We start from the raw sequence: 14551 nt of genomic DNA, 5'->3' as shown, positions 1-14551 counted from the left end.
CGGGGACGCCCGGTGCCGGCCGGCGGCGGCGACCCGGCTGGCCGCCAACGCCGAGTATCCCTGGGTCGGCAAGCTGTCGGGAACTGGGCTCTCAGCCCATTCGCACTCCCCAACCGGGGTGACCCGAGGCTACAGTCGGGCAGCTTGTGACCGACCTGACAGAGGGAGAGTACGTAGATGGTGTACGTCCGGCTTGAGCAGGAGTGGACCGACGGGCAGGGTACGACGCACCCCGCCGGGTCGAGCGTCGACGTGGACGCCGCCACGCTCGCGGACCTGGAGGCACGCGGCATCGTGGCCGCCGGCGGCGGCGGTTGGGACGGCCCGGGCGGCGGCGGTGGCGGCGACGACAAGGACTGGGCCGGACCGACCGGCTGGGCCGGCCCGACCAGCACCCAGCCCTGACGCACCGCGATCGCGTCGGGCCGGGCCACCGCCCGGCCCGACGCGGCGGATCAGCGGTCGGGCATACCGGCGCGCCGACGCAACGCGGCCACGTCGGTGACGACGATCCGCCGTCCCTCGGTACGCAGCCAGCCGCGGTTGGCGAACGACCCGATGGCCTGGTTGACGCTCTGTCGTGAGCCGCCGGCCATCTCGGCGAGCTGGCTCTGGTTGAGCTCGATGGTGATCATCGGGGCCTGGCTCTCACCGGCCAGCCGGACCAGCGTCTTGGCCACCCGGCCGGGCAGGTCGAGGAAGACATGGTCGGCGTTCTGCTCGGTGAGCCGCCGGATGAGGGCGCCGAGCGAGCGCATGACGGCGTCGAGGATGCGCGGGTTGGAGTGCACCAGCTCCATGAACGCGCCGCGGGACAGGGCCAGCGCGGCGCAGTCCTCGATCGCCTCGGCCGACGCCGACCGGGTCGAGGCGTCCAGGAGGGACACCTCACCCAGTACGTCGGGCGGGCGCGCCACCGTCATCACGGCCCGTTCGCCGGTCGGCGCCGTACGGAACACCGCGACCGCCCCGCGCCGCAGCACGATGAGCGACTCACCGGGGTCGTTCTCGACGAACAGCAACTGGCCCTTGCGGTAGGTGCGGGGCACCGCCGCGGCGATCACCCGTTGGCGCACCTCTGGTTCGAGACCGGCGAACAGCTCGACGCCCGAGAGCGCGTCACCCGGATCCGGCAGGCGAACCTCCACGGTCCAACCCCTCCCCGGTAAGGAACATGGTCATGTCCGGCTCACCCGGCCCCGGGTCCACTTCGGTCGGCGGCGGATGAACGGACACCATCACAATAGGCGGTGCCGGTGTCAACATCAGATCATGACGCTCCTGTCGGGTGGTGTACAGCCCCGGAATCGATTACGTGACACTCCTGTGCCCTTGGCCGGGACATGCTGTGCACGGATCCGCCGACGGGTGGGGGCCGCACGGGGGCGCGGCGGATCGGCGCCGAGGGGAACCGCGGCCGGCCGGAGGGTGGCACGTGACGTGCCACCCTCCGCCGGACGTGCACTGACCGTTATGGATCGGCTTCCGGTCGGTCAGGCGGGTGGGCCGACGGCGGGTGCGGCCCGGTGGCCGCCCCGACGGTCCGGCGTGCGGACCGGTCGGCGAGGATGGCGCCGATGACTTACCGCTACTTCTACGACTGCGAGTTCATCGAGGACGGGCGCACGATCGACCTGGTGTCGATCGGCGTCGTGGATGAGTTCGGCCGCGAGTTCTACGCCGTGTCCACCGAGTTCGACGGCGCCCGGGCCATCCCGTGGGTGCGCCGCAACGTGCTCGACCGGCTCCCGTCGCCCGCCGACCGGGCCTGGCGGTCCCGCGAGCGCATCCGTGCCGACCTGCTCGAGTTCCTGGTCGAGCCGGTCCGCGGCCGGGCGGGGGAGGAGATCGAGCTGTGGGCCTGGTACGCGGCGTACGACCACGTCGCGCTGGCGCAACTCTGGGGCCCGATGACCGCCCTGCCCCGGCAGATCCCGCGGTTCACCAAGGACCTCCGTCAGCGGTGGGACGACCTGGGTCGGCCGGCCCTGCCGAAGGCGCCGGCCGACCAGCACGACGCACTGGTGGACGCCCGCCACAACCTGGACCGCTGGCAGACCCTCTCCCGCCCGCCAAGGTCCGCGTGATCAGGGACCGGTTCGCGCGTGTCGTCGGCGCGTCGTGGTTACAGCTCCCTGATCACGGCGATCACGGCGGGACACGCTGGATTCATCCATAGCGGGGCGACTACAGTGCGCAATGACGGCCCGCCCCGGGCCGGCAATGATGCCGAGACTTCGCTCCTGGGGCTTGGATGGGCTTACCTTTAGCTCCTGGAGGATCAGCAGATCATGCGTATCGGCGTGCTCACCGGTGGTGGTGACTGCCCAGGTCTGAACGCGGTGATCCGGGCTGTGGTGCGCAAGGGCGTCGCCACTTACGGTCACGAATTCGTTGGCTTCCGTGACGGCTGGCGCGGCCCGCTCGAAGGGCTCACCAAGCCCCTCGGCATCCCGGAGGTCCGGGGCATCCTGCCGCGCGGCGGCACCATCCTCGGCTCCTCCCGGACCAACCCGTTCAAGATCGAAAACGGTGTCGAGCGGATCAAGAACAACCTCGCGGAGCAGGGCGTCGACGCGCTCGTCGCGATCGGTGGCGAGGACACCCTCGGCGTCGCCACCAAGCTCCACGAGCTGGGCGTGCAGGTCGTCGGCGTGCCGAAGACGATCGACAACGACCTCGGCGCCACCGACTACACCTTCGGTTTCGACACCGCTGTCAACATCGCGATGGAGGCCATCGACCGGCTGCACACCACGGCCGAGAGCCACCACCGCACCCTGGTCGTCGAGGTGATGGGCCGGCACGCCGGCTGGATCGCGCTGCACGCCGGCCTCGCCGGCGGCGCCAACGTCATCCTCCTGCCCGAGCGGCAGTTCGACGTCGACCAGGTCGCCAACTACGTCGAGAAGCGCTTCGAGAAGCAGTACGCCCCGATCGTGGTCGTCGCCGAGGGCGCCCAGCCGCTCGACGGCCAGATGGTCCTGCACAACCAGGAGCTCGACGCCTTCGGCCACGTCCGCCTCGGCGGCATCGGCCAGTGGCTCGCCGAGCAGATCGAGGCCAAGACCGGCAAGGAGGCCCGCACCGTGGTGCTCGGGCACATCCAGCGCGGTGGCACGCCGAGCGCCTTCGACCGGGTGCTCGCCACCCGGCTCGGCCTCCAGGCGATCGACGCGGCCAACGACGGCGACTGGGGCAAGATGGTCGCGCTGCAGGGCACCGACATCGTGCGGGTGCCGCTGGCCGAGGCGACCCGCGAGCTGAAGACCGTGCCGCTGGAGCGCTACACCGAGGCCGAGGTCTTCTTCGGCAGCTGATCCGGCAATCCGCCGCGACCCGTCCGGCCCGCCGTCACCGGCGCGGCCGTCGGGTCGCGGCGTGCGCGTCGGGCTGTCGGGGCGCGGCGCGCTTTCCCGGCCCGTCGGCCGGGTTGCCATGCTGGTACGTGCGGCACCGGACGGTGCCGGTGGAACGGAAGAGGTGGCGGGCGTGGCGGTGGGTGTGCACACGGTGGCGGTGATCGGCGCCGGGAAGATCGGCGAGCTGATGCTCTCCGGACTGCTGCGTGCCGGCTGGCCGGCCGGCAGGCTGCTGGCCACCACCCGTCGACCCGAGCGTGCCGAGGAGTTGGCCGTCCGGTACGGCGTACGGGTCGTCGACAACCTCACCGCGATCGGCGAGGCCGACGTGCTCGCGGTGGCGGTCAAGCCGCAGGACGCCGCCAACCTGCTGGACGACATCGGCCCCAAGGTGCCGGCCGACAAATTGGTGATCTCGCTGTGCGCCGGTCTGCCCACCGCGTTCTTCGCCCGGCGGCTGCCGGAGAACACCCCGGTGGTCCGGGTAATGACCAACACCCCGGCCCTGGTCGACCAGGCCATGACGGCGATCTCGGCCGGCCCGCACGCGACCGCCGAGCACCTGGCGCTGGCCGAGGAGATGTTCACGCCGCTCGGTGCGACGATCCGGGTGCCGGAGTCGCAGCAGGACGCCGTCACCGCGCTGTCCGGCTCCGGGCCGGCGTACTTCTATCTGCTGGTCGAGGCGATGGTCGACGCCGGCATCCTGCTCGGACTGCCGCGCCAGGTCGCCCACGAGCTGATCGTGCAGACCGCGATCGGCTCGGCGGTCATGCTCCGCGACTCCGGCGAGCATCCGGTGAAGCTGCGTGAGGCGGTCACCTCGCCGGCCGGCACCACGATCTCGGCGATCCGGGAGCTGGAGAACCACGGCGTACGCGCCGCGATGCTCGCCGCCCTCGAGGCCGCCCGCGACCGGGCCCGCGAGTTGGCCGCGCAGAACGAGAACTGATTCATTCACGTCTTCCGAGGCGCCCGGAACGCGGCCGTCCGGCCGGCGCCGGATTCACTCATGCCGGCGGGGTTCCGTCCGAGGCCGCCGGGCACTAGATTCATCACTAGCGGTAGCGACATCGATACTCTTCGGAGGTCTGATCTCCCCGTGCCGGACCGCGACTTCCCCCGCGCCGGCACCCGAGTCGGACAGATCCGATCCGGCCCCCCATCGGATCGGCGCTGACGGCTCTCCGGAGACGGCCGACGTCGCGCGAGCGTACGGCGGCCGGTGTGATCCGGATGGCGGTGGACGGGTCACCGCCGCGGTGGGCGGCAGCCGGCCGTCCGTCGCGGCCCGGTGACCCTCCACCGTCGCGGTCCGGCGAACGGCCAGTAACCTGCCCGACCAACCGATGGCGCATACTGTCCGTCGTGTTCACCATCGCCCAGGCGCGCCACCTGATCGCCACGCTGCGCCCACGGATCGACGAACTCATCACCCTGCGCGCCGACCTCGCCGAACTGCGCGCCGATCTCGCCGACGGCGCCGGCAGTCCGCTCGGCGGGCTGCCCGAGATCAAGGGGCTCGAGGCACGCATCCACGGCATCCTCGACGAGTTCAACGAGCACGACATCCAGGTCAAGGGCTTCGCCCCGGTGCTGCTCGACTTCGCCGGCGAGCGCGACGGGCGTCCGGTGCTGTGGTGCTGGCTGGAGGGGGACACCGACATCCGGTGGTACCACCGCCTCGAGTGCGGCTTTCCCGGCCGCCGCCGGATCTGACCCGTCCCGCACGGAGGCGGCACCCGACCGCACCGCCGACCCGCCCGACCCGTCCGGCCGGCGGCGGCCGGATGTCGTACCGGCGCTCTAATCTCGGGCCGGTCCACGCGGCCGGCGCGTGGTGCGAGCAGACGGGGAGAGGGCATTGGGCACCTGGGACATCGGGCCGTTCGACAACGACAGGGCCGCCGACTGGAGCGGCGAACTCCACGACGCGGCCCCGACCGACCGGGCCGGGATCATCGAGCGGACCCTGCGCGACGTCGCCGCGGAGACCGGCTATCTCGATGGCTACTTCGCCTCCGGTGCCATCGCCGCGGCCGCGGTGGTCGCGTCGCAGTTGCCGGGCGGGCCGAAGATCGAGTCGGCGTACGCCCCCGACTTCCTGACCGGCGGTGGAACCCTCGCCCTGCCCGGGCATCTGCCGGCGCTGGCGGTGCGGGCACTGGACCGGATCGTCGCCGACGACTCGGAGTGGAAGGACCTCTGGGCCGACTCCGGCGCGCTCGACAAGGCCGTCGCCGAACTCGGGCCGATCCGGGCCGCCCTGACCGGCGCGGCCCGCTGACCGGCCCGCTGACCGGTCCATTGGCCGGCGCGGCCGTCCGGCCTCGCTGACCGACCGCGCCCGCCCGGCCGGTGCCGGGCGGGCGCACTCTCAGCGGGGCAGCACCTTCTCGATGGCGGCGGCCAACTCCGCCGAGTCCGGCTCCATCCGTGGGCTGAACCGTCCCACGACGGTGCCGTCCGGCGCGACCAGGAACTTCTCGAAGTTCCACCGCACGTCGCCGGCGTGCCCCTCGGCGTCGGCGGTGTCCACCAGCGCCGCGTAGAGCGGGTGCCGGTCCGGTCCGTTGACGTCGACCTTCTCCGTCAGCGGGAACGTCACGCCGTAGTTGACCTCGCAGAACTCGGCGATGTCCGGCGCGCTGCCCGGTTCCTGGCCGGCGAACTGGTTACAGGGCACGCCGAGCACCACCAGCCCGCGCGACCCGTACGTCTCGTGCAGGTTCTGGAGGCCGGCGTACTGCGGGGTCAGGCCGCAGCGCGAGGCGACGTTGACCACCAGCAGCGCGTTGCCGCGGTACTGGGCGAGGTTCGCGGAGCCGCCGGTGAGGGCGTCGATTTCCGTGTCGAAGACGGTCATGGCGCCGAGGTTACCGGCCGGTCCGGTCGGCCGGATGGACTGTCGTCGGCCGGGCGGTGGTCGCCGCCGGCCGGGGCGCGCCGACCACAGGAGAACCGGTAGCCAACCTCAAGACATCCAGAAATCTAAAAATGGACATCTTGACGAAGTGTTAAACCCGTGAGTAGCGTCTCACTAGCTTTTTGGAAAGTTTCCTAACTGTTTGGGGAGACGCCACATGAAGAGATCCCTCCGCCGCGCCATGTGGGCCGGCGCCGTGGCGGCGCTGGTCGTCGCCGCGGTCCCGGTCACGTCGGCCTTCGGTGCCGGCAGCCTCACCACCACCTTCGCCGCCTCCTCGGACTGGGGCTCCGGCCACGAGGTCAAGGTCACCGTCACCAACGGCACCACCAGCCCGGTCAACACCTGGCGGATCGAGTTCGACCTGCCGGCCGGCACCACGATCAGCAGCTTCTGGGACGCCGACGTGACCCGTACCGGCAACCGCGTCGTGGCCGTCAAGAAGAGCTGGGCCGGCGCGCTCGCGGCCGGCGCCTCGACCAGTTGGGGCTACATCGCGACCGGCGCCTACCGGGCGCCGACGAACTGCACCGTCAACGGCGCGGCCTGCGGCGGCGGCACCCCGCCGACCACCCCGCCGCCGACCACGGCGCCGCCCACGACCGCACCCCCGACCACGCCGCCGCCCACCACCCCGCCACCGACCACCCCGCCGCCGCCCGGCGCCAAGAAGGTCGTCGGCTACTTCGTGCAGTGGGGCACCTACCAGCGCAACTACCAGGTGAAGAACATCCACACCAGTGGCTCCGCCGCGAAGATGACGCACATCCTGTACGCCTTCGCCAACACCACCGGCGGCCGCTGCACCATCGGCGACAGCTACGCCGACTACGAGAAGGCGTTCACGGCGGCGGACAGCGTCGACGGTGTCGCCGACACCTGGGACCAGCCGCTGCGCGGCAACTTCAACCAGCTCAAGAAGCTCAAGCAGATGTACCCGCACCTGAAGGTCATCTTCTCGGTCGGCGGCTGGACCTGGTCCGGCGGCTTCACCCAGGCCGCGCAGAACCCGCAGGCGTTCGCCGACTCCTGCTACAACATGGTCAACGACTCCCGCTGGGCCGGCGTGTTCGACGGCATCGACATCGACTGGGAGTACCCGAACGCGTGCGGCCTGACCTGTGACAACAGCGGCCCGAACGCCTTCAAGAACGTGATCTCGGCGCTGCGGACCAAGTTCGGCCCGAGCAAGCTGGTCACCGCGGCGATCACCGCCGACGGCAGCAACGGCGGCAAGATCGACGCGGCCGACTACGCCGGCGCGATCAACAACCTCGACTGGATCATGCCGATGACGTACGACTACTTCGGCGCCTTCAACGCACAGGGGCCGACGGCGCCGCACTCGCCGCTGACCTCGTACACCGGCATCCCGCAGGCCGGTTTCAACTCCGACGCGGCGATCCAGAAGCTGAAGAGCAAGGGCGTCCCGGCCAGCAAGATGCTGCTCGGCGTCGGCTTCTACGGCCGCGGCTGGACCGGCGTCACCCAGACCACGCCCGGCGGCACGGCGACCGGCCCCGCGCCGGGCACCTACGAGCAGGGCATCGAGGACTACAAGGTCCTCAAGAACACCTGCCCGGCGACGGCGACCATCGCCGGCACCGCGTACGCCAAGTGCGGCAGCAACTGGTGGAGCTACGACACCCCGAGCACCATCACCGGCAAGATGACGTACAGCAAGAACCAGGGGCTCGGCGGAGCGTTCTTCTGGGAACTCTCCGGTGACACCAGCAACGGCGAGCTGATCACCGCGATCCGCAACGGCCTCAACTAAGACGGTCCCGCCCGGGGGCGGGCCGACGCAGGAATCCCACAGGGGCGGGGAACCGGGTTGCCGGTTCCCCGCCCCGCGTCGTCGTACCGGAATATCGGTCGCGGGCCGCGACGTTCCCGCCTAACGTGACCACCATGTTCGGCACCGTCGGCTTCGGATGGCCCGCAGGTTCGCACCTGCCGGCCGTCGCCGACGTGTGCCCGTGGTTCGCGGATACCCGAGGCTGACCCTCCTCCAGCCCAGCAGAACCACGGAGGAGGGTGGCCCGTCCGGACGGCGCCGCCCCGTTTCTCCCGGCGACCCCGTCCCGCGCGGTTCTGACGCGTGCCGGCCCCGGCAACCGCCCGCGTACGTCGCCCGCCGACCCGAACCTCCACAGTGGAGCTTCAGCATGGCCAAGAGCCAGTTCACGCGTACCAAGCCGCACCTCAACATCGGCACGATGGGCCACGTCGACCACGGCAAGACCACCCTGACCGCCGCCATCACCAGGGTCCTCGCCGACCGCGACCCGACCGCCAACCGGTACGTCTCCTTCGACGGCATCGACCGGGCGCCGGAGGAGGTCGCACGGGGCATCACCATCAACATCGCCCACGTCGAGTACGAGACCGCGACCCGGCACTACGCCCACGTGGACATGCCGGGCCACGCCGACTACGTGAAGAACATGATCACGGGGGCGGCGCAGGTCGACGGGGCCGTCCTCGTCGTCTCCGCCCTCGACGGCGCGATGCCGCAGACCCGCGAGCACGTCCTGCTCGCCCGGCGGGTCGGCGTGCCGTACCTGGTGGTGGCGATGAACAAGGCCGACGCCGTCGACGACCCCGACCTGCTCGACCTGGTCGAACTCGAGGTCCGCGAACTGCTCACCGAGTACGGCTTCCCCGGCGACGAGGTGCCGGTCGTACGCGTCTCGGCGCTGCGCGCGCTCGAGGGCGACCCGCGGTGGACGGCGTCCGTCGTGGAGCTGCTCGACGCCGTCGACCGGTACGTCCCGGTGCCGCCCCGCGAGCTGGACCAGCCGTTCCTGATGCCGATCGAGAACGTGCTCACCATCTCCGGGCGGGGCACCGTCGTCACCGGTGCTATCGAGCGCGGCACGCTGCGGGTCGGCGACCAGGTCGAGGTGGTCGGCCTCGGGCCCACGCTGTCCACCGTCGCCACCGGGCTGGAGACGTTCGGCCGCTCGTTGCCGGTCGCCGAGGCCGGCGACAACGCCGCGATCCTGCTCCGCGGGGTCAAGCGCGACCAGGTGCAGCGCGGCCAGGTGGTCGCGTTGCCGGGCAGCGTCACGCCGCACCGGCGGTTCGCCGCGCGGCTGTACGCCCTTACCACCGCCGAAGGAGGCCGGCACACGCCGTTCCTGGCCAACTACCGGCCACAGTTCTACTTCCGGACCACCGACGTGGTCGGCACGATGCGGCTCGCCGCCGACACGTCGATGGTGCTGCCCGGGGACACCGTCGACCTGACGGTGGAGCTGGGCCGGCCGGTGGCGATGCACGAGGGGCTCGGCTTCGCGGTCCGCGAGGGCGGCCGTACCGTGGCCGCCGGCACGGTGACCACCCTTCTCGACTAGCCCGGCCCTGCCCGGCCCGCCCGCACTGCTCCGCCCCCGTCCGACCCCGCCCGCTCCGACCCCGCCCGCCGGTCCCGCCCACGCCGTTCCGTCCGCTCCGTCCCGGCCCGCCCGGCCCGCCCGCGTTGATCAAGGACTTGTCGTGGCAGAACGTGCCTGTTTTGCCAGAAACATCCCCTTGATCGACGGGGCTGGGCGAGGGGCAGAGCGAGGGCCGGGCGGCGGGGCGGGCGAGAGGGGCGGGCGGCGGGCCGGGCGAGAGGGGCGGGCGGCCGTCGGGCGGGGGCTGGGGCGGGGCGGGCGTAGGGCGGGGAAGTGGGGGACCGGCGTGTGGGAGACTCGCCGGGCAAGCTCGTGGTCTGCGGGAGGGCGTGTGCGACGGGGCGGGGTGCTGTTCGGGGCCGTACTGCTGGGCGCGGCGCTGGCCGGCTGCGGCGACAGCAGCTCGGACGAACCGACCCCGGATGCCGGTGAGCGCGCCCGGGAACGGGTGCAGGCCTACCTCGACGCGATGAAGGCGAAGGACGTCGCCGCCGGCCGGGCCCAGCTCTGCGCCGCCATGCAGGCCACCTTCGACCGGATCGCCACCGGGCCCAACGGCGACTTCGCCGCCCACTTCACCGTCCCGGACGCCACGATCGACAGCGTACGCGCGGAGGGTGCCCACCAGCTGGTCGACGCGACGGTCACGGTCGCCGTGGCGGGGGAGCCCGGCCCGGTCGGGCTGGTCTTCACCGTCACCCTCGTCGACGGACACTGGTGCATCTCCGACGAGGTGCCCACGCCGGCCCCGAAACCGGACGACGAGGCGCCGACGCCGGCATCGACCCCGTCCCCGAGCCGGGCCGGCCCGGCCGGACCCGCTCCGAGCACCTGACAGCGACCCGTCTCACGCTGCGAAACGCGTACCCTCGGCGGTCGTCACAGGGGCCACCCACCGTACGCTTGCACGCATGCGCCAAGAGTGGCATCAGCTGAGCCATCCCGGGGTCGGTAGCCCCGGCCTGCAGACCACCCGCCCGTCGACCGACTCGGCCGAGGACGCCGCCCTCGGACTCGACCGGTGGCGTGAGCTGCCCCGGGCGCAGACCCCGCCGTGGCCGGACCCGGCCGCGGTCACCGACGTCTGCCGCGTGCTCGACAACGTGCCGTCGATCGTCGCGCCGTACGAGGTCGACCTGCTGCGTGAGCGGCTGGCCCTGGTTGCCGACGGTAAGGCGTTCCTGCTCCAGGGCGGCGACTGCGCCGAGACGTTCATCGACAACACCGAGAGTCACCTGCTGGCCAACGCCCGCACCCTGTTGCAGATGGCGGTGGTGCTGACGTACGGGGCGTCGCTGCCGGTGGTGAAGGTGGCCCGGGTCGCCGGGCAGTACACCAAGCCGCGTTCGTCGCCGACCGACGCGCTCGGCCTGCCGGCCTACCGCGGCGACATGATCAACTCGCTGGAGCCGACGCCGGAGGCCCGGATCGCCGACCCGCAGCGCATGATCCGGGCGTACGCCAACTCGGCCGCCGCGATGAACATGCTGCGGGCCTACCTCAACGGCGGCCTCGCCGACCTCCACGGCCTGCACGACTGGAACAAGGACTTCGTCCGCAGCTCGGCCGCCGGCGAGCGGTACGAGGCGATCGCCCGCGAGATCGACCGGGCGCTCGCCTTCATCCAGGCCTGCGGGATGACCGACGACGAGGCGCTGCGCAAGGTCACCCTGTTCTGCTCGCACGAGGCGCTCGCCCTGGAATACGACCGGGCACTGACCCGGGTCTCCGGCAGCCGGGCGTACGGCCTGTCCGGGCACTTCCTCTGGGTCGGCGAACGCACCCGCCAGCTCGACGGCGCGCACATCGACTACATCTCCCGGATCGCCAACCCGGTCGGGGTCAAGCTCGGCCCGACCACCAGCCCCGAGCAGGCGATCGAGCTGTGCGAGAAGCTCAACCCGGACAACGTGCCGGGCAAGCTCACGCTGATCAGCCGGATGGGCAACCACAAGGTACGCGACGCGCTGCCGCCGATCGTCGAGAAGGTGACCGCCGCCGGCGCCCGCGTGGTGTGGCAGTGCGACCCGATGCACGGCAACACCCACGAGTCGTCCAACGGCTACAAGACCCGGCACTTCGACCGGATCGTCGACGAGGTGCTCGGTTACTTCGAGGTCCACCGGGGCCTGGAGACCCACCCCGGCGGCCTGCACGTCGAGCTGACCGGTGAGGACGTCACCGAGTGTCTCGGTGGCGCCCAGGCGATCCAGGACATCGACCTGCCGGGCCGCTACGAGACCGCCTGCGACCCCCGGCTGAACACCCAGCAGTCACTGGAGCTGGCCTTCCTGGTCGCGGAGATGCTCCGTGGCTGACCAGACCGACCGGCCCGTCGTCGACCTGCGGTCCGACACCGTCACCCGACCCACCGCACAGATGCGTGCCGCGATGGCCGCCGCCGACGTCGGTGACGACGTGTACGCCGAGGACCCGACCGTCAACGCCCTCGAGGCCGAGGTGGCGGCGCTGTTCGGGCACGAGGCGGCGCTGTGGGCGCCGACCGGCTCGATGGCCAACCAGATCGCGCTGCAGCTGCTCGTACCACCGGCGCACGAACTGCTCTGCGACGCCGACGCGCACGTGGTGACGTACGAGGTCGGGGCCGCCGCCGCGTACGGCGGGGTGTCGTCGCGGACCTGGTCCGCCGTTGGCGCCGACATCGACCCCGACACGATCGCGGCGATGATCCGCCCCGACGGCTACCACGCGGTGCCGACCCGGGCCATCGCCGTCGAGCAGACCCACAACCGGGGCGGCGGCGGAGTGGTTCCGCTGGCCACCCTGCGCGCCCTACGCGGGATCGCCGACCGGGCCGGCGTGGCGCTGCACTGCGACGGTGCCCGGATCTGGCACGCGCACGTCGCCGACGGGGTGCCGCTGCGGACGTACGGCGAGCTCTTCGACACCCTGTCGGTCTGCCTCTCCAAGGGCCTCGGCGCGCCGGCCGGCTCGGTGATCGTCGGCAGCGCCGAACGCATGGCCCGGGCCCGGGTGATCCGCAAGCGGATGGGAGGCGGCCTGCGCCAGGTCGGCGTCCTCGCCGCCGCCGGCCGGTACGCGCTCGAACACCACGTCGGGCGGCTCGCCGACGACCACGCCCGCGCCGCCCGGCTCGCCGAGGCGATCGCGCCGTTCGGAGTGCTGGCCGGCCCGGTACGCACGAACATCGTGCCGCTGGACCTGTCGAAGTCGCCGCTCGACGCCGCCGGCGTGGCGGCCGCCGCCCGCGCCGAAGGCGTGCTCGTCTCGGTGCTCGGCCCGTACATCGGCCGCCTGGTCACCCACCACGACGTCGACGACGCCGGCATCGACCACGCGATCGAGGTACTGACCCGCGTCCTGCGCGGCTGACCGCACGAAAGAGCCGGGCCCGCGGGCCCGGCTCTTTCGTTTTCGTACGTCAGACCTCGGGGTGCTCGGTCACGTTCTGGAGGTAGATCGCCTCACCGAGCTTCTCGATCAGCCCGAGCTGGGTCTCCAGGTAGTCGACGTGGTGCTCCTCGTCGGCCAGGATGTCCTCGAAGATCCTCGCCGAGGTCGTGTCACCGATCGAACGCATGTATTCGATGCCGCGGCGCAGCCGGTCGACCGCCTCGACCTCGATCTTCATGTCGCACTCGAACTGCTCCCTGACCGTCTCACCGATCCGCAGCGCGAAGAGCTTCTGGTAGTTCGGCAGGCCCTCGAGGAACAGGATCCGGTCGGTCAGCACCTCGGCGTGCTTCATCTCGTCGATCGACTCGTGTCGGGTGTGTTTCGCCAGCTTGGTGTAGCCCCAGTTCTCCTGCATCTTGGCGTGGAGGAAGTACTGGTTGATCGCGGTCAGCTCCGCGGTCAACTGCTCGTTCAGAAACTCGATTACCCGGCTGTCGCCTTGCATGACAAAACCCCCACAAGAGTTACCTGTGGGGTAAGCCTACTCGGCCGTACAGGTCAGGCGGCCATCGTGACGAGCGTGTCGGTGCTGGTCTCCTCCTCGATCAGGTCACAGATGCGGTCCAGGCAGGTGCCGCACCCGGTGCCGGCGCCGCAGGATTCCCCCACCGACTCCTCGCAGCGCGCGCCGAGGCGGATCGCGGTGCGGACCTCGCCTTCCCGGACGCGGGCGCAGATGCAGACGTACATGAGGGGCGCCTTCCTGTGGTTAGGCTGACCTCAGTAAGGCTGCCCTAAAGGTGGGTGGTCGCGCAAGGAGTCCGTGAGATATCACCCCGATCGGACGAGCTGCGTTATCTGGCTGTGTTGGCTGGCTGTGTTGGCTGGCTGTGTTGGCTGGCCTCGGCTTCGCCTCGGCGGCTCGCTCCGCTTCGCGCCGCCCTATGCACCGTCTTCGCCCTGCGGGCATGACGGCTTCGCCGCATGTCCTCGGGCTCCAGACGGTGCGGCGGCGCTCGGTCGACTCGCACCGTGAGTTGCGGTCAACCCTGTCCGCCATTTGCTGCGCCAGGGAGTTTCGGTCGGTGGTGGCTGCGGTGAAAGGGTCCCTGCTGGTGCTTCCGGACATCGGCATGCGCTCGCGCGGTCCAGGACGGGCGAATGATGGCCAATGTGCAATTTGTTCCGGCCAGTCGCAGCGGTGCCGTTGTTGATCTGGGCAAAAACCACCTAATCCGTGCGGGATAAGGTGGCTGACGCCCAGATCAACTGCGTCACTCTGCGAACCGCTCCGCCCACAAGAGACGTTCGGCGCATATCTCCCGGCCCGGTGAGCGGGTGGATGGAGATCTGCTGACGAACTGAGCGTGGCAGGGGTTATCCGCCGACGGAATAACCCCTGCCACGCTCAGTTCGTCAGCCAGAGCCGGAGCCAGAGCCGGAGCCGGAGCCGGAGCCGGAGCCGGGGTCGGGGTCGGGGTCGG

15 protein-coding genes are annotated in these 14551 nt (G+C 71.2%); 11 read left to right on the top strand and 4 right to left on the bottom strand.

What is annotated here, in order from left to right; all coding sequences use genetic code 11:
- The first annotated feature begins 177 nt into the window (after positions 1–177).
- Entirely contained in the window at positions 178–405 is a 228-nt protein-coding gene (locus Prubr_RS02155; protein WP_212821082.1) for a hypothetical protein, read from the top strand.
- Between the two features lie 50 nt (positions 406–455).
- Here the strand turns inward: Prubr_RS02155 and Prubr_RS02150 are convergent, their stop codons facing one another.
- Positions 456–1148: a Crp/Fnr family transcriptional regulator gene (locus Prubr_RS02150; RefSeq protein WP_212821071.1), complete on the bottom strand. Its 693-nt coding sequence runs from the start codon at positions 1146–1148 to the stop codon at positions 456–458.
- Positions 1149–1577: 429 nt separating this feature from the next.
- Here Prubr_RS02150 and Prubr_RS02145 point away from each other — a divergent pair, with 429 nt between their 5' ends.
- The 5 genes from Prubr_RS02145 (at position 1578) to Prubr_RS02125 (ending at position 5649) form a co-directional block, all read left to right on the top strand.
- Positions 1578–2087: a polyadenylate-specific 3'-exoribonuclease AS gene (locus tag Prubr_RS02145; protein ID WP_212821069.1), complete on the top strand. Its 510-nt coding sequence runs from the start codon at positions 1578–1580 to the stop codon at positions 2085–2087.
- Between the two features lie 204 nt (positions 2088–2291).
- The gene (locus Prubr_RS02140; protein ID WP_212821067.1) at positions 2292–3320 is read left to right on the top strand and encodes a 6-phosphofructokinase; all 1029 of its coding nucleotides are present in this window, start codon (positions 2292–2294) and stop codon (positions 3318–3320) included.
- Between the two features lie 172 nt (positions 3321–3492).
- On the top strand, positions 3493–4314 hold the full coding sequence (gene proC, locus Prubr_RS02135; RefSeq protein WP_212821065.1) for a pyrroline-5-carboxylate reductase: 822 nt from the start codon (positions 3493–3495) through the stop codon (positions 4312–4314).
- A 416-nt stretch (positions 4315–4730) separates the two neighbouring features.
- Positions 4731–5081 (top strand): DUF2203 domain-containing protein, encoded by a 351-nt coding sequence (locus Prubr_RS02130; RefSeq protein ID WP_246568225.1) that lies wholly within the window; start codon positions 4731–4733, stop codon positions 5079–5081.
- Between the two features lie 145 nt (positions 5082–5226).
- Complete coding sequence (locus Prubr_RS02125) at positions 5227–5649, top strand: DUF4259 domain-containing protein (RefSeq protein ID WP_212821061.1); 423 nt, start codon at positions 5227–5229, stop codon at positions 5647–5649.
- A 90-nt stretch (positions 5650–5739) separates the two neighbouring features.
- Here Prubr_RS02125 and Prubr_RS02120 read toward each other — a convergent pair whose 3' ends face one another.
- Positions 5740–6228 carry a glutathione peroxidase gene (locus Prubr_RS02120; protein WP_212821059.1) on the bottom strand — a complete coding sequence of 163 codons (489 nt, stop codon included), beginning with the start codon at positions 6226–6228 and terminating at the stop codon, positions 5740–5742.
- A gap of 217 nt (positions 6229–6445) precedes the next feature.
- On the opposite strand from Prubr_RS02120, the gene Prubr_RS02115 reads away from it, so the two are divergent.
- From Prubr_RS02115 to Prubr_RS02095, 5 genes are all read left to right on the top strand, one after another.
- Positions 6446–8065: a glycosyl hydrolase family 18 protein gene (locus tag Prubr_RS02115; protein WP_212821057.1), complete on the top strand. Its 1620-nt coding sequence runs from the start codon at positions 6446–6448 to the stop codon at positions 8063–8065.
- 391 nt (positions 8066–8456) lie between these two features.
- Positions 8457–9647, top strand: coding sequence for an elongation factor Tu (gene tuf, locus Prubr_RS02110; RefSeq protein WP_212821055.1), 1191 nt, complete (start codon positions 8457–8459; stop codon positions 9645–9647).
- Positions 9648–10020: 373 nt separating this feature from the next.
- The gene (locus tag Prubr_RS02105; protein ID WP_425517977.1) at positions 10021–10524 is read left to right on the top strand and encodes an Rv0361 family membrane protein; all 504 of its coding nucleotides are present in this window, start codon (positions 10021–10023) and stop codon (positions 10522–10524) included.
- A gap of 76 nt (positions 10525–10600) precedes the next feature.
- Positions 10601–12007: a class II 3-deoxy-7-phosphoheptulonate synthase gene (locus Prubr_RS02100; protein ID WP_212821053.1), complete on the top strand. Its 1407-nt coding sequence runs from the start codon at positions 10601–10603 to the stop codon at positions 12005–12007.
- A complete protein-coding gene (locus tag Prubr_RS02095; protein WP_212821051.1) occupies positions 12000–13043 on the top strand; it encodes a threonine aldolase family protein in 1044 nt (347 codons plus the stop codon). Before Prubr_RS02100 ends, Prubr_RS02095 begins: the two co-directional genes overlap by 8 nt.
- A gap of 49 nt (positions 13044–13092) precedes the next feature.
- On the opposite strand, the gene bfr is transcribed toward Prubr_RS02095, so the two are convergent.
- Both bfr and Prubr_RS02085 read right to left on the bottom strand, forming a co-directional pair.
- Positions 13093–13572 carry a bacterioferritin gene (bfr, locus tag Prubr_RS02090; RefSeq protein WP_212821049.1) on the bottom strand — a complete coding sequence of 160 codons (480 nt, stop codon included), beginning with the start codon at positions 13570–13572 and terminating at the stop codon, positions 13093–13095.
- A 53-nt stretch (positions 13573–13625) separates the two neighbouring features.
- Entirely contained in the window at positions 13626–13817 is a 192-nt protein-coding gene (locus Prubr_RS02085) for a (2Fe-2S)-binding protein (RefSeq protein ID WP_212821047.1), read from the bottom strand.
- Between the last annotated feature and the right edge of the window lie 734 nt (positions 13818–14551).

The sequence above is a fragment of the Polymorphospora rubra genome (assembly GCF_018324255.1).
Lineage (GTDB): Bacteria > Actinomycetota > Actinomycetes > Mycobacteriales > Micromonosporaceae > Polymorphospora > Polymorphospora rubra.
The sequence above is the reverse complement of the archived record's forward strand: the minus strand, read 5'-3'. Positions and strand labels throughout refer to the sequence as shown.